This is a genomic window from Alteromonas sp. Cnat2-8 (assembly GCF_022348355.1).
GTDB classification, from domain to species: domain Bacteria; phylum Pseudomonadota; class Gammaproteobacteria; order Enterobacterales; family Alteromonadaceae; genus Alteromonas; species Alteromonas macleodii.
Genome location: NZ_JAKREX010000004.1, coordinates 314988 through 334772 on the forward strand (window position 1 = coordinate 314988; position 19785 = coordinate 334772).

At 43.6% G+C, this 19785-nt stretch carries 21 protein-coding genes; 2 read left to right on the forward strand and 19 right to left on the reverse strand.

Annotated elements, in window-relative coordinates:
• Window positions 1-3540, reverse strand: coding sequence for a chromosome segregation protein SMC (gene smc / locus MHN00_RS12225; protein ID WP_239301285.1), 3540 nt, complete (start codon window positions 3538-3540; stop codon window positions 1-3).
• Window positions 3541-3802: 262 nt separating this feature from the next.
• Between smc and cysZ the strand changes: the two genes are divergently transcribed.
• Window positions 3803-4540 carry a sulfate transporter CysZ gene (gene cysZ / locus MHN00_RS12230; protein WP_239301287.1) on the forward strand — a complete coding sequence of 246 codons (738 nt, stop codon included), beginning with the start codon at window positions 3803-3805 and terminating at the stop codon, window positions 4538-4540.
• A gap of 35 nt (window positions 4541-4575) precedes the next feature.
• Here the strand turns inward: cysZ and MHN00_RS12235 are convergent, their stop codons facing one another.
• Entirely contained in the window at window positions 4576-6240 is a 1665-nt protein-coding gene (locus tag MHN00_RS12235; protein WP_239301288.1) for a sel1 repeat family protein, read from the reverse strand.
• 12 nt (window positions 6241-6252) lie between these two features.
• Complete coding sequence (nlpI, locus tag MHN00_RS12240; RefSeq protein ID WP_014949420.1) at window positions 6253-7155, reverse strand: lipoprotein NlpI; 903 nt, start codon at window positions 7153-7155, stop codon at window positions 6253-6255.
• Window positions 7156-7290: 135 nt separating this feature from the next.
• Between nlpI and cdd the strand changes: the two genes are divergently transcribed.
• Complete coding sequence (gene cdd, locus MHN00_RS12245; RefSeq protein ID WP_039220705.1) at window positions 7291-7698, forward strand: cytidine deaminase; 408 nt, start codon at window positions 7291-7293, stop codon at window positions 7696-7698.
• A gap of 93 nt (window positions 7699-7791) precedes the next feature.
• On the opposite strand, the gene MHN00_RS12250 is transcribed toward cdd, so the two are convergent.
• The 16 genes from MHN00_RS12250 to MHN00_RS12325 form a co-directional block, all read right to left on the reverse strand.
• Window positions 7792-8460 (reverse strand): hypothetical protein, encoded by a 669-nt coding sequence (locus MHN00_RS12250; RefSeq protein WP_239301289.1) that lies wholly within the window; start codon window positions 8458-8460, stop codon window positions 7792-7794.
• Window positions 8461-8462: 2 nt separating this feature from the next.
• Entirely contained in the window at window positions 8463-9065 is a 603-nt protein-coding gene (locus MHN00_RS12255) for an RNA polymerase sigma factor (RefSeq protein WP_239301290.1), read from the reverse strand.
• A gap of 9 nt (window positions 9066-9074) precedes the next feature.
• Window positions 9075-9767 carry an energy transducer TonB gene (locus MHN00_RS12260; RefSeq protein ID WP_239301291.1) on the reverse strand — a complete coding sequence of 231 codons (693 nt, stop codon included), beginning with the start codon at window positions 9765-9767 and terminating at the stop codon, window positions 9075-9077.
• A gap of 119 nt (window positions 9768-9886) precedes the next feature.
• Window positions 9887-10063 (reverse strand): hypothetical protein, encoded by a 177-nt coding sequence (locus MHN00_RS12265; RefSeq protein WP_014979255.1) that lies wholly within the window; start codon window positions 10061-10063, stop codon window positions 9887-9889.
• A 95-nt stretch (window positions 10064-10158) separates the two neighbouring features.
• Window positions 10159-11205: a M14 family metallopeptidase gene (locus MHN00_RS12270; RefSeq protein WP_239301292.1), complete on the reverse strand. Its 1047-nt coding sequence runs from the start codon at window positions 11203-11205 to the stop codon at window positions 10159-10161.
• A 127-nt stretch (window positions 11206-11332) separates the two neighbouring features.
• Window positions 11333-13048, reverse strand: coding sequence for an OFA family MFS transporter (locus MHN00_RS12275; protein WP_039227822.1), 1716 nt, complete (start codon window positions 13046-13048; stop codon window positions 11333-11335).
• A 267-nt stretch (window positions 13049-13315) separates the two neighbouring features.
• The gene (locus MHN00_RS12280) at window positions 13316-14029 is read right to left on the reverse strand and encodes a DUF4328 domain-containing protein (RefSeq protein ID WP_232298305.1); all 714 of its coding nucleotides are present in this window, start codon (window positions 14027-14029) and stop codon (window positions 13316-13318) included.
• A 100-nt stretch (window positions 14030-14129) separates the two neighbouring features.
• Window positions 14130-15176 carry a DUF2157 domain-containing protein gene (locus MHN00_RS12285; protein ID WP_239301293.1) on the reverse strand — a complete coding sequence of 349 codons (1047 nt, stop codon included), beginning with the start codon at window positions 15174-15176 and terminating at the stop codon, window positions 14130-14132.
• 78 nt (window positions 15177-15254) lie between these two features.
• On the reverse strand, window positions 15255-15845 hold the full coding sequence (locus tag MHN00_RS12290; protein ID WP_239301294.1) for a hypothetical protein: 591 nt from the start codon (window positions 15843-15845) through the stop codon (window positions 15255-15257).
• A 1-nt stretch (window position 15846) separates the two neighbouring features.
• On the reverse strand, window positions 15847-16104 hold the full coding sequence (locus MHN00_RS12295) for a hypothetical protein (protein WP_239301295.1): 258 nt from the start codon (window positions 16102-16104) through the stop codon (window positions 15847-15849).
• Between the two features lie 21 nt (window positions 16105-16125).
• Entirely contained in the window at window positions 16126-16350 is a 225-nt protein-coding gene (locus MHN00_RS12300) for a hypothetical protein (RefSeq protein ID WP_239301297.1), read from the reverse strand.
• A 20-nt stretch (window positions 16351-16370) separates the two neighbouring features.
• The gene (locus MHN00_RS12305; protein WP_239301299.1) at window positions 16371-16769 is read right to left on the reverse strand and encodes an MAPEG family protein; all 399 of its coding nucleotides are present in this window, start codon (window positions 16767-16769) and stop codon (window positions 16371-16373) included.
• Window positions 16770-16793: 24 nt separating this feature from the next.
• Window positions 16794-17735, reverse strand: a complete 942-nt coding sequence (locus tag MHN00_RS12310) for a hypothetical protein (RefSeq protein WP_239301301.1) — start codon at window positions 17733-17735, stop codon at window positions 16794-16796.
• Window positions 17736-17790: 55 nt separating this feature from the next.
• A complete protein-coding gene (locus MHN00_RS12315; RefSeq protein ID WP_171337097.1) occupies window positions 17791-18072 on the reverse strand; it encodes a hypothetical protein in 282 nt (93 codons plus the stop codon).
• Between the two features lie 127 nt (window positions 18073-18199).
• On the reverse strand, window positions 18200-18517 hold the full coding sequence (locus tag MHN00_RS12320; RefSeq protein ID WP_239301302.1) for a DUF6419 family natural product biosynthesis protein: 318 nt from the start codon (window positions 18515-18517) through the stop codon (window positions 18200-18202).
• A 176-nt stretch (window positions 18518-18693) separates the two neighbouring features.
• Complete coding sequence (locus MHN00_RS12325; protein ID WP_239301443.1) at window positions 18694-19725, reverse strand: serine hydrolase domain-containing protein; 1032 nt, start codon at window positions 19723-19725, stop codon at window positions 18694-18696.
• Window positions 19726-19785 lie beyond the last annotated feature (60 nt).

Below are 19785 nucleotides of genomic sequence, written 5' to 3' on the forward strand. Positions count from 1 at the left end.
TTATGCTTCTGCGAAGGCTACAGCTTCGTCCACATCTACCGCCACCATACGCGAAACTCCTGGCTCCGCCATGGTAACACCGGTTAAGTGACTGGCCATTTCCATCGCTATTTTATTGTGGGTGATATAAATAAACTGCACTGTTTGTGACATTTCTGACACTAAGTTACAAAAGCGCCCTACATTTGCATCATCCAATGGTGCATCTACTTCATCCAGCAAACAAAATGGTGCCGGATTTAATCTGAAAATAGCAAACACCAATGATAAAGCGGTTAATGCTTTTTCTCCACCGCTTAAGAGGTGAATCGTACTATTTTTCTTGCCAGGGGGGCGAGCCATTATCGTCACCCCAGTTTCCAACAAATCGTCATCGGTAAGCGCAAGATACGCCGAACCGCCCCCAAACACTTTGGGAAATAACATTTTAAGGTCTTCATTAACCTGTTCAAAGGTAGTAGAAAAGCGCGTGCGGGTTTCTTTATCAATTTTCCGAATGGCCGATTGTAGCGTTTCCAAGGCTTCGGTCAGGTCGTTATGCTGTGTATCTAAATGCGACTTCCTTTCCGACTGGGTTTCATATTCTTCAACCGCAGCTAAGTTCACTGCACCTAAACGCTGCAAATTAGCCTGCGTTTTTTCAAGGTCTTCTTGCCAGCGTTTCTCTTCGGCATCTTCGGGTAAGGTTTCTAGAATGTTCTTCAGCGACTGCTGCGTTTCATCAAGCTGTTCTAAAATCGTATTCGCACGTACCCGATACCCTTCAATATCAATGTTGAGTTTATCGATGTTTGTCTGTCGCGTTTGAATATCTTTACCTAAAGCTTGATGCCCTTTTTCGGCTTCTCGCAACCACTGCTCTATATCTTCAAGACTACTTTGCTTAGCACTTTTAAGCTGTTCTAATTCAGCTTTGTTTTCCAACAACGACTGTAGCTCTGCTTCTTGAATTTCTTCAGGAGACGTAAGCTGTGTATGTTCTTTTTGTAATCTTTCTTTGTTTTTTATGTACTCTTCACGCTGCTGAAGGTTACGTGTAACCTGTTGGCTATATAAATTCTGGTGGTTCTCTAGTTGCTGCTTCTTAAGTGCAAGCTCATGATTTTGCAATGTTAATGTATCAACTAACGCGCGTAGCTCTGATGTAGTTCGCTCATTTGCATCACGCTTAGCATTCACATCGTCAATGTGTACTTCGTGTTCAAGAATTTGTGCCTCTTGAAGCTCTAACTTTTCCGAAAGCTGAGCTAACTGCTCTTCTTCTTTCGCTAACATTAACTCTTGCTTTGCTAACTCGTCATTAAGTTTGGCAGTGCGTGTAGACTGTTGCTCTTGCTGCATTTCAAGCAAAGAAAGTTTATTTTTAATCTGTGCGCGCTGGTTTTCTTTTTCACCCAAGGCGCTCTGAATATCCTGCTTTTGCGCTTCGCTCTGTTCAAGTGCCTGTTTGGCGCGCTCTAGTGAATGCTCAATCTCATCTATAAGGCTTTCAGTTTCTTCAATGCTGTCTACCAGTCCCTTAATTTTGTTCGCCCGCTGCAAAGCACCGTCGCTTGCTTCGCCAGGTTTCACTACCCACTGTGAGCTTGCCCACAACCCTGAAGGCGAGATTGCGCTAGTAAACCCCTTGGCTAGGCCTTCAGGTTCATCTTCTTTATCAAGAACGCTTACAAAAGCACTTTCAATCGTTTCCGCTAGTTCGTCATCGTTGCTACAAAGGTAAATGTCATTAAAAAATGCGGGAACACGCTGTGTTGACGATTCATTAGTGCTAGATTCAGTTAATAGAGCGTGTGCTAATGAACCCGATTTGGCAGTGCTTACAAACGCCTTATCGGTAAACACTTTAATGCCGCTTGGCAAATAAGCGCGATTTTGAAGCAATGCCTGTATGTCATGGCTTTTGGCAACAACGGGGTCTTTTGCGTGTTGTAAAATCGATTCTACGCAAGGTGCAAGAGTTTGGTTAGAGCTAAACTGTTGCCACAGCTTTTCTATCCCGTCTAATAGTACGTCTTCATTATTTGAGGCATCTTGCTGAAGCGCTTCTAGCGCAGCTTTTGTGGACAGTGCAGTTTGCAACTGGCCCTGTGCATCACGGCGCTTCGCTTCTATTGCGTTGACTTCGCCTTGTTGCTGCGACACCTTTTGATTGGACTCTTGAAGTAATTGCTTAGCTTCATCAATGTCAAAATCGAGTTCGCTACATTGCTCTTCTAAAAGCGTTATCTGACTAGCAAAATCTTCTTCGTCTAGCTGTTTTAGCTCGTCTTGTAGTTCGCTGATACGCTGAGAAGTGCGTAACTGCATGCTCATCGTTGACTGAATTTGGCTATGGCATTGCTGAACATTCTGACGAAGTTGATTGTAGGTTTGTTCTTGCGCTCGCGCTTGTGCGTTAAATTCTCTTAGCGCTTGTTCAGCGTCTTCAAAACGCTCTTTGGCATGCTCTAACTCTGCTTCCTTAAGGGCAAATTCAGGCTCAATGTTTTCAAGCGCCTCGTTTGATACTGCAAGTGCTTCCTGTGCCTCATCAATAGAGTGGTTAAGCAATGCATGTTGCTCGCGAATTCTTGCTAACTCTTGCTCTACCTGCCCTTTGCGTTGTTTTGCGTGCAGCGCATTTTGCTCTAGTCGTGTGATTGCGTTACTGGTAGTAAACAGCTGCTGTTGAAGATCATCTATCGTTTGTTTTGTTTCCAGCTGCTTTGTTTTATACGACTCAAGCCCCGCTTCATCGCCCTGTAGTCGAGCAACTAAGTCGTCAACTTCTAACTGCAGTGCTTGCTGCTGTTTTTGCAGCGCTTCAATATGTTCACTATTTTTCAGAAAACGAAGGGCTGCTAACTGGCCTTTTAGCTCTCTGGCTTGTGCACGTAGCGTTTTGTATCGAGTAGCCGCAGCAGCCTGACGCTGTAATTTTTCGAGCTGCTTGCCCAATTCATCGCGCACATCATTCAAGCGTTCAAGGTTATCTTGCGTGTGCCTTATACGGTTTTCTGTCTCTCTACGGCGCTCTTTGTACTTTGAGATACCCGCGGCTTCTTCTATGAATACACGCAAATCCTGTGGTTTTGACTCGATAAGCCGCGAGATCATACCTTGCTCAATGATGGCGTAAGAACGGGGGCCCAGCCCTGTTCCTAAAAATAGATCGGTGACATCACGCCGGCGACATTTAGTGCCGTTTAGAAAATAGGTAGAGGTGGCGTCCCGTGTAACTAAGCGTTTAACAGACAGCTCATTGTAGTTGGCAAATTCACCCGCTATCCGCCCTGCACTATTGTCGAAAACAAGTTCAACGCTACATTGCCCCACTGGCTTACGAGACGAAGAGCCATTAAAAATCACGTCGGTCATTGCATCGCCGCGTAAGTTTTTGGCAGAACTTTCACCTAAAACCCAACGTACAGCATCAATGACATTCGACTTGCCGCAGCCGTTAGGACCTACGATGGCGGTCATTTCGCCGGGGAATTGAATGGTAGTTGGCTCAACAAAGGACTTGAAACCCGCGAGCTTAATCTTTTTAAGCCTCACACATCATCCCTCTTAAACACAAAGCTGCACGCGGTATCGCCTTGATATTAGCCAGAAACCAGCTAACCATCGGCTGAAATAGCAGTTGATGTAGAAATGATGCAATCACACGGAAGATTCTTTTGTTATTATGCTCCGACTCTACCAAATCTAACAGCTTGTAACAATTACCATTTCACTGAGTTAGGCAGAGAATACGCCAAGCGCGTATGATAGAGCAGATAGTTAACAAACACAGCGTTTCAAACGCGAAGGAGTTCGAATGAGTTCAGGCGGTGTACATTATTTCTTTGAAGGCTTTTCGCTCATAAAAACCAAAGGATTAAAGCGTTTTGTTTTTGTACCCCTAACAATAAACTTAGTGCTTTTTTCTGTGGCTTTTTACTTCTTATTTGGCCAAATAGAAATGGGTATCGCTTATGTGATTGATCTTGTACCTGAATGGTTAGGCTGGATAAAAACAGCGATCAGCTTTTTCTTGTGGCCCCTAGCAGTCATCAGCGTATTGCTCATTTTCGCACTGATCTTTGGTACACTGGCAAACTGGATTGCAGCGCCGTTTAACGGTGTTTTATCTGAAAAGGTTGAGCGTCACTTAACGGGTCAAGATTTAGGTGACGAGGGCGTGATGTCTTTAGTTAAAGACATTCCTAGAACTGCAGGGCGCGAACTCACCAAGCTGGTTTGGTATCTACCTCGCGCTATTGGATTTTTGTTATTGTTCTTTTTTCTGCCCATTATTGGGCAAGTCTTGTGGTTCTTATTTAACGCCTGGATGATGGCAATTCAGTACTGCGATTACCCATACGACAACCACAAAATAGATTTTACGCGCATGCGCCTGCACCTTGGCGAACACAAAGGGAAAGCGATGACTTTCGGAATGATGGTGAATATATTCTCACTTATTCCCGTGGTTAACTTTATCGTTATGCCCGTAGCAATTTGTGGTGCAACGTCTATGTGGGTAAGAGAGCTTAAAGATACACTCGCCAAATAGTGGCGAGTGCATTGTTTTAGTAATGACAACTGCGGTTATTTGCCACCAGTAAACGCTTCGTATTCGGCTAACCAGTGTGCGGCTTCTTTTTGGTTGCCGCTATTGTGGAACGCCTGGAAGAAATTCATTGAAATAGGTCGCTGGGCATTTTGTTTTTCCAGCTGCTGCTGCCACAGTACCAAATATAAAGGCGGGATCACGCCGCTATCGTGATGTTCCATAAAGGTAATTCTGCGGCTGGGCTTATAGCTGTTTTCCCCCAATACGGTGCACGTTTTGGCGCGTGCAATAATGGTTGCAGGATCTATCTCTAGCCAATTTTCGACCGTTTTGTGAGGTGCATACCAGTACTCAGAATCTACGATTAGGTTTGGTGGTGCAAAATCGCTTATTCCTTCTTCATCGCACAGCCTATTCGCCATGCCCTTGCCAATAGGATATTCGTCAGCGAAGCCTGCGAAGTGCGCTAGCTCGTGAACAAACACTGAATAAGCGTCACTGATGTCTAAGTACATTACGCCGTTTTGAACATTTGCCTTACCCTGCTCTGCCACTACTACTGCATGACTAAATTTCTGCTTTTTCGCAATGCTTGCCAAAGGAGTAATACTACAGCCTAAGATCCCAGCGTTCTTATAATCCGGATCGCAGCTTAGTACATCGGGTTTAAGCCAAATAGGCGGGGCCAGGCAAATAGAAAGGTTCTGCAGGCGCTTGTCGTCATTGAATGAGTTATAAAGACTGTGAGCACGCATGATAGTAGCTAAACTGGTAGCAAAAGGCTGAATACGCTGAAGGCATTTCCCTTCATTCTCCCAGTTGAATGAAGGAGACTGCTTTAGTGCTTGCTGTATAGAATACGGCGTGTAGAGATTGATGGCCTCTAAGGCTTTTTCCGCTTGAAGATGCCCTTTCTTCGCGGCAAAGCTAAAATGCTCCTTAGCCTCAGAAAATTCCCCTTCGTCCCACAGAAGGCGAGCATACTTAAATGCACTTTGCATGTCTAAGGTTGCTGTTGCTGCGAGCAGTGGTTTCGCTAGTTGTTGTTGCCCGTGTAGAAGATACCAATCGGCCAATGCGGCCTGTGCGGGTACGTAGTTTTGTGAAGCCGCGCGTACCAGCCACTTCTCACGTTTTTCTGGCGAATCGGTAGACATTGCAAACGCAAGCTGTGCTTCTGCGACCTCGCCGAGCGCCGCTAAGCGCATAAAGCGCTGTGACGCACCTTCTTCACCTAATATTTGGTACAGCAGCCATGCAGCGTCTGCGTTTTCAAGGTTCACTAGCTTCTCTAGAAAATAGGTTGCAGTGGCTTCATCGATATAGTCAGTAGCAATGAAGCCTGCGTTATACGCACGCTCAAATTCACCGAGCAAGCGTGCCTGTGCATTTTCACTGCCCTGCTTTGCAGCTAACCAAAGTAGCGCTAGTGCGTCATGCTTAAGGTGATAGTCAGAATAATTGAAACGTTCGGTATTAGCCGAAGTTTGAGCGTCGGGAGAAGATTCTGTGCTGTCCTGTGCCATGCCGTCGGCAGCATTTACTGAAGCAGAGCTCGCCTTTTCAGTTGGGTCGCTATCTGACACTAGGCTTGCCGGCGTAAGCACCTTACTTGCATTAGCAATTAGCTGCGGGACATAGCGTCCGCTATCGCCCGCAACTATGAGCAGTGCGAACACTGCTAAAAATAAGCCTCGCATAACGCTTGCTGCTTACTCTTCGCTAACCAGATCGCTGCTAGCTAGTTCACGCAAACGGTTAAGTTCCATTCGTGCGTAGCGGTGTTCAACGTAATCAAATACATTGGTGCTTAATGCAAGCTTGAAGTAATTTGATGCAATACCGCTGTTGCCGCGCTGGGTATGAAATTTACCTAAGTAAAAATACGCTTCACACAACCTGTCTGTTAACGCTTTTTGGCTTTTCACACCGTCTAACAATGAGTTAAGTACATCGTTCTCATCAACGGTACCTAAAAACAAATCCACCAGCGTAGTAGCCCAGTGCTGGTTGTCCAGCGTTGGTCGAATAGAAGCTAAGTATTTTTGTCCTTCAAGCTCTGACACGTCGTGATGCGCAAAGTACGCCCAGAGAGCGCGAAATGGATCGCTGTCATCTTTTTCAAAAAAGCGGTTAAGATCGTTGGTCGCGAGTTCGGCGCGGCCACCGTAATAAAGCGCAATACCGCGATTTAGGAACGCGAAATCATACTCTGGGTTGATTTCCAGCGTGGAGTCGAATGCGTCGTAAGCCTGAATAAAGTCGTTCTGCTGAATATAGTGAATACCCATAGAATTATAGGCTTCAGCCAAATCTGGCTTTAAATTAATGGCTTGGGTGTAATCAAACTGCGCTAAGCCCGATAGGCCCACGCTGTCGTACAACATGCCTCGCTGAAAGTGCAGTTCAGCTTTGTCTTCATCTGATAACGCAGGGCTGGTAAGCACCTGATTGTAACGAGCAATAGCCATTTCGGAACGAGGATTAATGGGCGCAGGTTCGGCTAAAAGCAGGTTTCCCATTTGTGGTCTTTCTGAAACAGGTGGTGTTTGCGCACAACCGGTTAAAATAGCAGCGAATAGAGAAAAAAAGATGAGACTAACGTTTCTGCACATGGTAAAAAAGCATTCTATAAAAAAAGAAAAAACCGCCTGAGTATTAAGTATACGCTTGTTGCGGCGCTAATGCCGCCAACCTTCTCGCATTTGATGATAAAAGTAAAGCGTATTGGGTGGTTAACACAGGTAGCTATGAAGAAAAATAATTTAGAACAACTATCACAACTTGCTTTTGACGCACAGAAAAACTCACACTCACCTTATTCCAACTTTAAAGTTGGTGCTGCGGTGCTTACTCCAAGTGGCGAAACCTTCTCTGGTTGTAATGTAGAAAGTGCTGCTTTTCCATTAGGACAATGCGCTGAAGCCACAGCTATTGGCAATATGGTCACACAGGGACAAAAACGTATTTCGCATATCGTTATTGCGAGCCCGAACGACGAGTTTTGCTTTCCGTGCGGTGGATGCAGACAGAAAATTGCTGAATTTGCCCCAGATGAAACTCCCGTTACCATGGTAAGTCAAAACGGCGAGACATTCGAAACCACCATTGGTGAGTTACTTCCAAATGCCTTTAGAGCACACGATTTAGACAAATAAGTCATTCCTAAAATACTGTTCGTAATCGAGGCTCGAGCGAGTTTCACCGCCCTTACCTCGTTTACGAACGCATCCAGCTAAACACCCTATAAATCAGCACATCAACGGCTTACTCGACTGTTTAATTGAAAGTATTCTTCCTTGCGCATCAAAGGCGAGCGCCACATGCGTGCCAATATTGATATCCCCTTCTATGCGACCGTTAATATTTAATGATGCGATAAGGTTTTCAGAAACCACAACTTGCTGATTTTTGCAGCTCACCAAGAGCCAATACCCATTTTGCGCCGTAAGCGTGGCTGGCTCTAACGTAACCGCTCTAGCGACTAAATTGCTTTCAATATATTGTTGAGTATAGGCATTAAATCGCGCTTTATAATCAGTTCCGGCTTTACCAGCTAGCAGCTTATCTTCCCCTTCGAATCCGTGATATTGAACAATGTCTACACGGTGTGCTGTCGTTTGAAAAGGCGACGAACTATTACGTTGGAATGTACCGATATTGTAAACGCCCAACATTGCGACAATAGCAAATGCCACAGCCGTAAAACGTAAGGTTGAAGAAGCGAAGTACGCTCGAATATTAGCAGCCGTAGCAGCAAATACGCGTTTTATTCCACTATCACTTTCTATTGCCTTGTTGTACGCGAGAACCCTTTCACGAATTCGAGCATTAGCCTTTTCGCTCATTCCATCATTTTGCTTTTGTACCTGCTGGCTGCGTTTAAACGCATCTTGTAGCTCTTTATCTGATGTAGACATGATTACAGTTTCTCCAGCATGGTTTTAAGGCTGTCTTTGGAATAACGTATCCGGGTTTTAATCGTTTCTTTTTCAGCACTGCAAATAGTGGCGATTTCCGCTAACGAAAAACCTTCAAACTGTAGCGAAAGCGCCTCTTTCTGTTTGTAGGGTAACTGCTGAATACATGCCTTAAACACGTCTTTTTCTATCCCTTTTGCTACGTCATCCTCTACCGAAGACTGTGCATTTTTAAGTAACTCACTTAACGAAAACGATTCAACCGCCTCGTTGTTATATTCAAGCTTGGCGTTTTTTCTGAATTCATCAATAAGCGTTCGCCTACCAATAGTGAACAGCCAAGCCTGGAAATTATCCCCGCTTTTAAATAAGTGACGATTTTCGATAACCTTAATCCAAGTGCGCTGACACATATCTTCTGCAACAGTGCTATCACTTAACACCTTCAAAAAATAAAATAGCTTATGGCTGTGTAAGTCAAACAGCGCGGCTAACGATGCTTCATCACCTTTTGCGCTGTACCGCAGCATTAGCCTTTCGCTGACTCCCAGCGCTTTTTCGCGCTTGCCTTGAAACAGGCTTTGCAAGCTTGCGCCTATACTCATAGGCAGTCCTTATTGTTCTAATTTGAAATCTAATACTACAACCATACCTGCTTGACTAACAGGTTTACCGCCATTCAGCTTGGGTTTGTACTTCCATTTTTTAAGCGCTCTGCGCGCAGCTCTATCGAACACGCGCTTGGGCTCTGAATCTAGTACTGTAATATCAGACACTGAGCCACTAGCACTTATTGTAAACCCTAGCTTTACCCAGCCTTCAATACCGTCGCGACTGGCCTCAGGTGGATAAGTGGGGTCTACCCTAAATTGGGGTGTGGCTTGCATATCACCTTGCGCACTGTTCAAGTTAATCGACAAATCTAACGCAGTATTAGGTATGTGCGTTTTTATCTCAAAGCCGCCTGGGCCTTCATTGGGCTCAGGGTCAATCTCGATAACTTTTTGAGGTGGCGTTTTAATTACCTGCTCAATTGGCACCATTGGTTTTTTAGTGATGGTCCGTTCGTCTTCAGGTTGGTAAATGATCGGCTCAAAGAACACCGGTGGGGCTTCGCTTATGTTTACTTTGTCTTGCTTAATGAGCTCTGCCATTAATACGAAAAGCCCTGCCGTAACGGTACATCCAGCTATAGCAATTGTGGCTGCGTTAAAAGCACGTTTAGCGAAAGGCGCTTTTTCAAACGGTAGTACACTTTGGTGTGTTAAGTGCTTTGGGTTGGCGTTTGGTAAAATTGTTGTTTGCATAATGTTCCCCCTTTTTTCACTAAACGGGGGAACTGATATAAAGGGGTGAATAAATGTGAACGTTTTTATTTAACGTTGACGTTTTTATTTAACGTTGACGTTTTACAATGTTCGAAAGGTTAACTTTTATTTTGGTTACTCGGCTTTTCGCCTTCACGAGTAGGCTCTGCAGACGTCTGATTGGCGCGGTTTTCTTCTTGGCGTTTATTCAGCTTAGCAGCGGCCATAAATCCAATAAAAAATATGGCAAAAATAACAACGCCCACCCAAATCAAAACATTAAAAAGAAAGTCCATATCATTCCCTAATCACAATTTCGTGAAATAACTTTAACATTTATTTGTTTGAGTAGGTTAATTAGATCACCACTGTAACTACGCCACCAGCTTAGTTATTCAGAAACTTCAACACCAATAGCCATAACAGACTGTCCGTCTTTGATGGCTGGCATTTGATTAACCATCATAACCGTGCCATCAACGGGCGATTTAATGGTTTCAACGAGATTTCCAAAATAGTCCGTGACCGCACCTACATCCTGTCCTGCCTTTACTTTATCGCCTATCACCACAGAAGCTTTGAAGAACCCGTTTTTTGAGCTCTTAGGATATTTGATTGTTTCATAGATAACTGGCTCGGGGTGCTGCTTTGGCGTCTCTGGCAGCATTTTCAAAAAATACATGGCGTTTTTAGCCACATCTAGCGCTTCTGCTATTGATTCTTCATCTGTCTGTGCCAAATGCCCAATTTCAGTCGTCAGTCCCGGCTTTCCTCTCGTCATCGCTGTGTTAGGGTATGAAATTGAATTGTTGGGATCTCTTGGGCGGTCGCCATACATAACGATATGCTGCATGCCCGTGGCTTTGGCAAATTCAAATGTTAACGCATCAAGTTCTTCGTCGCCCACAAAAGGAGAATACACATGATTCAGCAACGTTTGGTTTGCGCTACCAGAATGCATGTCGATCAAAAAATCTGTTTTGCCAATAAACTCTCTGGTTAGCAGCTCCGCAATCTGTTCTGTTGGTGTGCCATCAACGCTCCCTGGGAATTCCCGATTTAGGTTTTTCTCATCTTTAGGGTTCAACGCGATTCTATTTGCGTGAAACCCATCTAAGTTTGCCAAGTGCAACACAACCAACACACCGCTCATCTCTTTAGGATCAATGCTTTGCTGTAGTTGCTGCAACGCATACATAGATGGAAACTCATCGCCATGAATACCAGCGGTAAGCAACAATACAGGACCGTCACTTTTTCCGTTAACAACCGTCACTGGCAAAGTTATGTTGTTTTCTTTAGCAAGATATGACGTTTTCTGCCCCGTTTTTGTTGTCACCCCCATTAATTCATAGGGCGCATTTGCACTAACATTGAGGCTAAACGCACAGCATAGGGAAACAACAATGGAGGCAAGAGGATTTTTCTTAAATAGCATAGCTGACAACTCATGAGAAAATAGCGCACTAGTAAGCCAGAACGTTCCAACTTAATCAATAAAGAGTATTTTAAAACACCTTTGCAAAAAAATACCCGCTATAAAGCGGGTATTCTCGATTGGTAAATTAGCTTGCTCGCGCGGGCTCCAGTTCGGGGTGCGTGTTCTCTACGTGATGCTTCTCTCGTACAGGTTTTACAAGTAAGTTAGCAATAAATGCCAATACCAATAAGCCAGCCATTGCATACATAGTGGTATTGTAGAGCGTAGAGGTTGGGTCTACCGTTCCGGCTGGCGCAATTTCCAGCAATCGTGCAACCGTTACCGTTTTTGCTTCTACCAATTTTTGCAAGTCAGCCATTGGCGCACCGAACTTACTTGCAAACGCGGCAGGGTCGACTTTTGCCGCTAAATCGGCAATTGCATTCTCTACTGACATATTGCGCAAATAAGTAATAGCGAATGGCCCTAATACGCCGGCAGTAGACCATGCTGTTAGCAATCGGCCGTGAATGCCGCCTACATGTAAGGTACCAAACAAATCTGCCAAGTATGCAGGAATAGTTGCAAAGCCACCGCCATACATTGTGAAAATTATCATTGTTGCAATGTAGAACCCAATTAACGCGGTGGTGTTCCCCATTCCAGCCCAAAATGGGATAGACAAGTAAAGCAGCGTACCTATTACGAAAAAGCAGTGGTAGGTATTCTTTCTGCCAATATAATCAGACGTAGAAGCCCAGAAGAAGCGCCCTACCATGTTAAACACCGAGATCATCAATACATAGGTACCTGCAAAACCTGCGGTAACAATAGCTAAATTCCCAAAGATCTCATTGATCATGGTCTTGGCTACGCCAATAACGCCAATACCCGCGGTAACATTGAAACATAGTACTATCCAAAGTAACCAAAATTGAGGTGTTTTAAGGGCTTGATCAATATGGACGTGATTTTTCGATACCATTCCTTTCGATGATGCTTCAGGCTTAGGCTGCCAACCTTCTGGTTTCCACCCCTCTTTCGGTACGCGATACTGGAAAGACGCAAACATCATTACAATAAAATAAGCAATACCAAGGGTAAGGAAAGTCGATGCCGCACCAGTTTCGCCCGTACCAACGACATAAACACCGGCTTCGCCACCGAACGAGGCTGCTTGATTTGCAGAGGCAATAACCACTTCTACTTTTCCAGCTGCCGTCTCTGCAAAACGACGCCCTTCTTCGGTAACCAGCGCAACCATGTTTTCTGCACCTAAGTATTCTGGCGCTCTTTGAAAGGTTTCAAGCAGTGCACTAATAAGAGGAGCGCCTATCATTGCACCTCCACCAAAACCCATGATTGCGAGGCCTGTCGCCATACCTCGTCGATCGGGAAACCACCGTATTAGTGTTGAGACTGGTGATACATAACCGAGCCCAAGCCCAAAGCCGCCGAGTACGCCGTAGCCCAAGTACAGCAGCCACAGTTGATGGGAAGAGATACCTATCGAACCAATAATAAAACCACCGCCCCACAAAAAAGCCGCAACCACGCCTACAAAACGCGGCCCTACTTTCTCTAGCCATTTACCTGCAAATGCGGCGGCTAAACCAAGGCAAACAATAGCCACTGAGAAGATCCAAACAACCGAAGATAAACTCCAATCGTTAGCAGAAGACGCAACAACGCCCAAGTCTCGAGTTAGCGGCGTGTTGAAAACTGACCACGCATAAACAGACCCGATACAAAGGTGGATTGCGATAGATGCTGGCGGAACCCGCCAGCGGTTATAACCATCTGGTGCGACAATGTTCTCTTTGCGTAAGAAAGCAAGCGCCCCCGTTCCTGAAGTTGACATACATTTTTCCCCTACATGTATTGTGCGCGTTTCTATGCCGCTTTATTACTGGGGGTGTATGGCTCCCATTATTGTATTAAATCAAAGGTATAGAAACGAAGATGTGTACGTAAGCCAGCGTTATCCTGACCTTTTGTTATACTTAAGTATAACGATACTGTCGCGCAACTTAATTTTTACTTAATGTTTACATATAGAGTAAGACTTTAGTCTTATAAAGACAGTTGCTCTACCTTTGTGGCAGAGCAACAAGCGAAATGGATACTACTATTTTGCGGGTTGTAAATCTGAATCTTCTGCAGTTTCTGCTTTTTCCACGTCACCTTCAATCTGTGCTTTTTGCATGTTAGAGATGTTGTTAATCAATAACCAAGTAACTATGGCTAGTGGAATGGATAGGACCTCAGAAACCTGCGAAACCAGATTAACATTCATTATTTCGGAGATTTCTTGCGCCCTTCTGGACATACGAAAAACGACCTGTCCAACCACACTGTTGGCGATCCAGAAAAACCACCATATGCCTAAAATAGGGCCTGCTTTTTCTAACTGCCAATTGTTAGGGTTTTGACTGGCTTGCCAAATCTCTTTCATCGCTTGATAAGGTTTCCATAACGACACAATAGGAATGAAATAGAAACCAATCGACCAAGCTGGTGTAAACGTCATATCTTTAGCGCCTAAATAACGCGCATTTTGGTTTGACTGATAAATCCATTTAAGAATTAAGATGCCGGAAATGATAAACACCGCCAAATACGAAAAAGCAATTATCTGCTGCCTTTTGTCATTGGACTCAGCGTCTGCAACGGCCATTTCTTGATTGAAATAAACGCCATTTTGAAAATCTGTTAGAAGTTGATACTCCATTAAGTTGGAACCAATGGCTATAAGCGCTAAAGCCACCTGTACGTACAATAAATACTTTATCCACGTAGTGAGGCGACCAGGCTCCTTAAATTCTACGTTATTTTCCGACATCTCCGTTTACCTCTTTCCCCTTACTACTGCGTAACCGTTATCTTTTATTAATTGTTATCTGTATTGAGTTAGTTACTGGTTTATTTACTGCCTAGGTGAACTAAGCTTTATTAGCTAATAGTTCCTGTAGCGCTTTCGGCAGTATCGCTTGCGCACTCTTTGTTATGCGAGCCTCATTCTTTTGCCACCAAATTCCCGAATATACGACGCCTAAACCGATCGCTGATAGCGCTACAGGGAAAAGCCAACTATCTTCAAAAACGGTAGAAGCAAGATGACCTAAATATAAACAGCATCCCAAAGCACCAAATATGACAAATACACGTCGAACCAACAGAGCACCAGCGCCAATCATGGCAAGGTTAATACAGAAATAGATAAACTTAGACAGTTCGCTGTCTGAATCTTGGCTGGTAAGGCCGCCCCAAAACGCTAAAACGCCGAAAAGATAAAGCCAAAACGCGTAATCTGCTGTGTTTCGTGCTCTGATGTCCACCCAGAACGCCAATAGCGTCATCAACGCGCCAAAGAACATCGACACAAGTGCTCGGAATTGCCACGTGTAGCTGTTCCATAAGTCCTCATGGTCAATAATGAGCATCACAGCGTCCATACTGATATACCAGAGCGTTACCGCAATCGGCATTATTAAGAACGGGTATTTATATCGCCATGCTACGACAAGTCCAGTTACTAGCGTTCCAAGTTCCATATATAACCATAGCCATTTAATGCGGTGGTGAAACTGGCGAAAAACCGTATTGTCGTCGGGCCATAGCCCTAGCCATTGCTGCGCACCGTAGATAGCAATTGGCGTTAAACAAACGACGAACGTGGCACAGATCCCTGCTGGTATTATTAAATGCTTACGCGCAAAGGAATTGGCAAGCTTTAAGCCCACGCCAGCATAAAGCATAGAGATAAATACGATGCCGGCACCACCAAATTGCTCCCAGCCTAAATTCATAAATAGAGTCATAGCGCCAATTGCAATAAGGCCACCTAAGTAATACAGAATATGGGTGAAGGTAAAAGAGGGAGTATGCTGATTTTCTTCTTGAAAGAAATTGTACAGAGCAATGCCCTGTTGCTCGGAGATGATATTGTTAGCTACTGCTTTTTGAATACTGGCTTTAGATACTTCCATGTACTTCTCTAAATAAGCTTGAAGAGCTGAAGATTATTACTTTACTTTGTTATGGGTAAAAAGTCAGCCTAATAGAAGTTACTCGCTTCCATTCTCGATATCTAATTCCGCTCTATCGATTAGCGTAAAATAATCTTCATCAGCGTAAAGCTTTAAAAAGATAGACATTGTGATGCTTGTCATTTCATTTGCCGTCTCTTTGAACCCAGTATTAACGTGAAGATCAAAGCCCGTTGGCGATGCAGAACCCATGAACTCTTGAAGTTCAGTGAATTCTTTTATTGCTTCGGTACTTAACCCTAAAATGTACTCAGTTCGCGCTGGCGTTTTACTCAGCCATCCTGACTCAGCTGGCAGTGTATTTTCTGAAATGACCTCAAGATTATACTTAAAACTTCTTTCTTGCTCTGAGGAACTAACACCCAAGGTAAGCCAGGTGCTTTCTGGTTTTATTTCGGCTGGCTTGTCTAAGTGAATCTTCGTAAGTAAATGATTGGGGTCGAGTTCAACAAATTTCTCCTCATCAAATGAGCGAAACTCAAGCATTGTTGCAATAGGTATATTGGCGCAACTAACTACAAGCAAAGTTAATGAAACAACCAGTAATTTTTTGATACTTAACAACAGCGGCTTCCCTTCATTGGTTATTACAAGACATGTTCTAGCCATTCTATACAGCTTTCGTCGTTTCTTTTGCAAAAGCTTTTTCAGATTTATTCCACGTTATGTGACCAAAAGCGAGCCCCGCAATGGGAAAGATGATCATCGCAATAACAAGTCTACCCCAGACATTTTCGGAAGGCTCGATAAACGCCATAAGTAATGACCATAATAAACCCGTCGAGACTCCCCAGCCTAAAACGCCGTAAACTAGTACGAAGCGCTGTTTTCCTTTTTCTCTTATGCTCGCCCACTTTTCTAATTTCATCGCAGATATCCTTTTTCAAAACTAAGCAATCATTGCAAGACAGACAAAAACCACCACAAAGCTTATAAAACCAACAGCAACGGTCCTTCCCTCATCACGACCTGCTCTTGGATATTTTCCGAAGGTCAGCAATTTGAGCACCACATGGCCCGTGCCCTTCAAAACGAATTCCATAAAAGCGTCTATGATAATCCACTTTATTATTCGAAGTATAAAGCGGCCCAGCGGTTCAAAAACTTCTTCCATAACCTTTACGCTCTTTAACCTTAAACCTGTTCTATAAAAAGCAACAACCACATTGCAAGAACGGCAACGAAGTTGATAGTAAACACCAAACCACGCAATCTAATATTGTCAGTAAATATTTGTACAAGACTATGCAGCACCCTGCCAATAACAAATACCCACGCAAGGAAGACTTGTGAATTGCTAATTGGCTCACCTAAGGCAATTAGCAAGGCGCAAACAACGTGAAAAAATAACGGCCACTCAAATTGATTGCTCAGATTCGCACTTACTTTTGGCTGTATATCAGCAAACGGATTTGAACCATCTTTGTTTTTCCCTACTCCCCATACCGAAGGCGCGCGAACTAGCGTGAGAAATACGTAGAGCAATGCACAAAGAAGAATGTGCATAAACATAGGGGCTATTAAACTAGACATCTTGGTTTAATTATCTCGTTGTTATCAAATTTCGTTAGCTATCAACGCTTGCTCGTTGGGGTAATCAACAATGAGTCTTAGGTACTGAAGCGCTGAACCTCCTAGTGCGCCATCAATTCGCCTATCCATCATCGAAGACATAAATTGGTGGAAACTACTGTCTGCTCTTCTTGTGAACCAAACTGGGCCAACGGTTTTATTTCCAATTCTTACATAAGGAACACGAATCATGGGTTGATGAGAAAAATTACATGCATCCTCAATCACTAACCATTCCGGGTTAGACTTTACCCATTCATCGAATATTGAAGCGACAATGAAAGAAGTCGCAACTTGACCGCTTTCTAGCCCTCCTTTTTCCATCGCCTCTGTCGATGGCCATGCCGAAGCACCTGAATCTAATAACATTGGAATCTGTCTGTCATTAACTGAGATGTCGATACTTGGAAAAGCCATTGTATAACCACCATCCAGGCCCTTTTGAAATCCCAAAGGTACCGTCGAAAACTCATTTGATGTAGGAGTTTCATCTAGCACTTCTACTTTTTTCTCAGGGTAATTAAAACTAATTACTTTTTCAGCATGCCACCGTCCGCCTAGCGTTCCGTCGCTTTTCGTAGTCGAACTAAATTCTTCGAATGGTACTACTTGTAATTTTCCAGCCCACCAATTATTCAATCCCGCCATGGGGATTGACGCTTCTGGATCAAACTGAGGCATATCAGTAACATCGATAACCCCATTTTCAGATTCTTTTTGACTTATCTCCCAACCATATTTTTCGCTGAGCTCTCGTGAGATCGCATTCCAACCACCACCAGTATCAGTAAAAAATGTTAGGGTAGTTCCGTCCGCGAGCTTTGGTTTTAGGTAAATTAAGTTATTCTTAAATTCACTGGGTAACTCTTCAGAAAGACAAATAAAAGGGATTGAAAAGATTAAAAGCGATACTAAATGCTTCTTCATTGGCCTTCCTTTGGCGTTGTTTTTTTATTTTTCCTGGGCAAAAAAGTAAATTCTTCTAGAACAACATTATGTCTTTGAACGCAATATTTAACATCAATAAAACAACCGAAGCGGTTCCTAAAGCTTTTTGCATATTAAGTAATTTGGCATTGGGTTGGCGTTTAGGCATTAAAAACTGTTTTATGTTTAGTTGCGTTACCAAAAACAGCACCGATGCAAGAAGCATTGAAATGAATAGCAATGGCTGACTGCTTTGAAGCGTGGAATAAGCGAAAAAAAGAGGAATAACAGTAAATAGCGATAATACAATTCTGGCGGGAAGTTCATACCTGACCATAAATAACATCCTTGCTTTTGTAGGCGTCGAGTTTTTAAACTCTAGCGGTTGAAACAAAACGGGGCAACGTTTTTTTTAATCCCTTTAATTATCCACTCAAACATCTGAATATTTGAATACTCAAACGTCAATCAACGCAACTATCATATCTTTGAACACCTTTCGGCAGACCAAGTGCTACACCGGTGAAAGAGAAAATAAAGATAATCGATATTACAGTTAATCCGGCAAAACTAGACTCGTTTATGTTAGGGCTGACAACTACCGAAAAGGTGTTGATACAAAGCAAAAGCAAGCTTATTTTTGAATACCCTTTAAAGCCTAAAACTCCAGCGAGGATAAGCATCAAAAACGAGCCCGCAACTGCCGGAGTAAATGGCGCAGCGGCCAGTAGCAAACACAAAACCGATATAAGCACAGATAACATTAAGAAGAGTTTTTTCACGTTTTGTCCCTTTTTTGCCGAGCAGCTGAAGATATAAAATAACCACTAAAAGCATAGAGTAAAAACGGCGAATTAATAAACTAACCACATAATAAAAACCGTTCTGTTGCCACTCATTATTTTCTAACTTGTAATGATTGGCCTACACTGAAAAAGCGTTGAACCAAGCCTACCACCTACTCGTTTTCTGCTTTTCTTAGTATTTTAAAGATTCGGCTTATTGTGATTTCAGACAAGTTCCACTCATAACCGTCAAAGTCAGTGGTATTGATAAATTGAACGACCACGGTATCAAGCTCTTCGTCATATTCTGCAAGGCTCTGGTAACCGATAACCAAGCCTCCATGCTCGAACACATAAGGATAAAGTTCCGCTTCGCCTTCATTGAAAATAGAGCCGTTGTTTAGCGCTCGTAAGAACTTACCCACATCTTCAGCTGTCGCTAGCATACCGTAGTCGCGCGCCTTAACATCTTCCTTGTAACCAACGTAATAGCCGCTCATCACGTCGTCCATATTGACTTCGCTCAATGAAAAATAGGTGTTGCTCAATTCAAGCGGAAGCAAAACGTTTTGCTTAATGTACTTGTGGTGACTGTACCCCAAAACCTTATCCATGATATTGCGAAGCAGCAGATAGTTCGTGTTGGAATACTCATATCCATCACCGGGCTCAAAACTCGCCGGAAGATCTAGCGCAAAGTCGAGCGCTCGCTTACTGTTTTCCGGTTCGTTTTCCCAGTAGGCAGCATTATCAGTAAAATTAGGGATTCCTGACTTATGCTGCACCATCGTTTTAAGCGTTATTTTTTCTGAATGCTCAATTCTGTCTTTGAGTTCGGGTAAATGATCAACGAGTAAATCGTGTAGGGATAGTCGCTGTTCTCGCGCCATTTTGGTGATAGCCACAGCAGTGTACAACTTACTGATACTGGCAATTTTAAATAAAGAGTCGGGGGCAGCGGGTATTTTGTTATCTCTGTCTTTCCAGCCTGCTGTGTAGAAAGCTGGAGGTTTTCCCGCCCGATCTACGTAAACAATAATGCCGTCAAAGCCGTGGCTAATTGCCTCATCAACTTGTTCTTGTACTGTGTGTGGCAAAGGTAGGATCCAGGCTTTAACTAATATCCACGGAACGAAAAACAAGGAAACAATAGTACTGACTAGCAGAAGAAGCCTGATGATGGTTGTTCTTCGGTTCTTCGTAATTTTACCCCGCCCTTAAAGCTCGGCCTAATATTCTGTAAAAATGTGCTTGTCGGTGTCTTC

Bases quoted from the DNA above. Each gene is read 5' to 3' on its own strand.
- cysZ (WP_239301287.1), top strand. From the start codon at position 3,803: ATGAGTTCAGGCGGTGTACATTATTTCTTTGAAGGCTTTTCGCTCATA.
- MHN00_RS12305 (WP_239301299.1), bottom strand. From the start codon at position 16,769: ATGTCTAGTTTAATAGCCCCTATGTTTATGCACATTCTTCTTTGTGCA.
- MHN00_RS12250 (WP_239301289.1), bottom strand. From the start codon at position 8,460: ATGTCTACATCAGATAAAGAGCTACAAGATGCGTTTAAACGCAGCCAG.
- MHN00_RS12235 (WP_239301288.1), bottom strand. From the start codon at position 6,240: ATGCGAGGCTTATTTTTAGCAGTGTTCGCACTGCTCATAGTTGCGGGC.
- nlpI (WP_014949420.1), bottom strand. From the start codon at position 7,155: ATGTGCAGAAACGTTAGTCTCATCTTTTTTTCTCTATTCGCTGCTATT.
- MHN00_RS12275 (WP_039227822.1), bottom strand. From the start codon at position 13,048: ATGTCAACTTCAGGAACGGGGGCGCTTGCTTTCTTACGCAAAGAGAAC.
- MHN00_RS12260 (WP_239301291.1), bottom strand. From the start codon at position 9,767: ATGCAAACAACAATTTTACCAAACGCCAACCCAAAGCACTTAACACAC.
- MHN00_RS12295 (WP_239301295.1), bottom strand. From the start codon at position 16,104: ATGAAATTAGAAAAGTGGGCGAGCATAAGAGAAAAAGGAAAACAGCGC.
- MHN00_RS12285 (WP_239301293.1), bottom strand. From the start codon at position 15,176: ATGGAAGTATCTAAAGCCAGTATTCAAAAAGCAGTAGCTAACAATATC.
- cdd (WP_039220705.1), top strand. From the start codon at position 7,291: ATGAAGAAAAATAATTTAGAACAACTATCACAACTTGCTTTTGACGCA.
- MHN00_RS12310 (WP_239301301.1), bottom strand. From the start codon at position 17,735: ATGAAGAAGCATTTAGTATCGCTTTTAATCTTTTCAATCCCTTTTATT.
- MHN00_RS12290 (WP_239301294.1), bottom strand. From the start codon at position 15,845: ATGGCTAGAACATGTCTTGTAATAACCAATGAAGGGAAGCCGCTGTTG.
- MHN00_RS12300 (WP_239301297.1), bottom strand. From the start codon at position 16,350: ATGGAAGAAGTTTTTGAACCGCTGGGCCGCTTTATACTTCGAATAATA.
- MHN00_RS12280 (WP_232298305.1), bottom strand. From the start codon at position 14,029: ATGTCGGAAAATAACGTAGAATTTAAGGAGCCTGGTCGCCTCACTACG.
- MHN00_RS12270 (WP_239301292.1), bottom strand. From the start codon at position 11,205: ATGCTATTTAAGAAAAATCCTCTTGCCTCCATTGTTGTTTCCCTATGC.
- MHN00_RS12255 (WP_239301290.1), bottom strand. From the start codon at position 9,065: ATGAGTATAGGCGCAAGCTTGCAAAGCCTGTTTCAAGGCAAGCGCGAA.
- MHN00_RS12265 (WP_014979255.1), bottom strand. From the start codon at position 10,063: ATGGACTTTCTTTTTAATGTTTTGATTTGGGTGGGCGTTGTTATTTTT.
- MHN00_RS12315 (WP_171337097.1), bottom strand. From the start codon at position 18,072: ATGGTCAGGTATGAACTTCCCGCCAGAATTGTATTATCGCTATTTACT.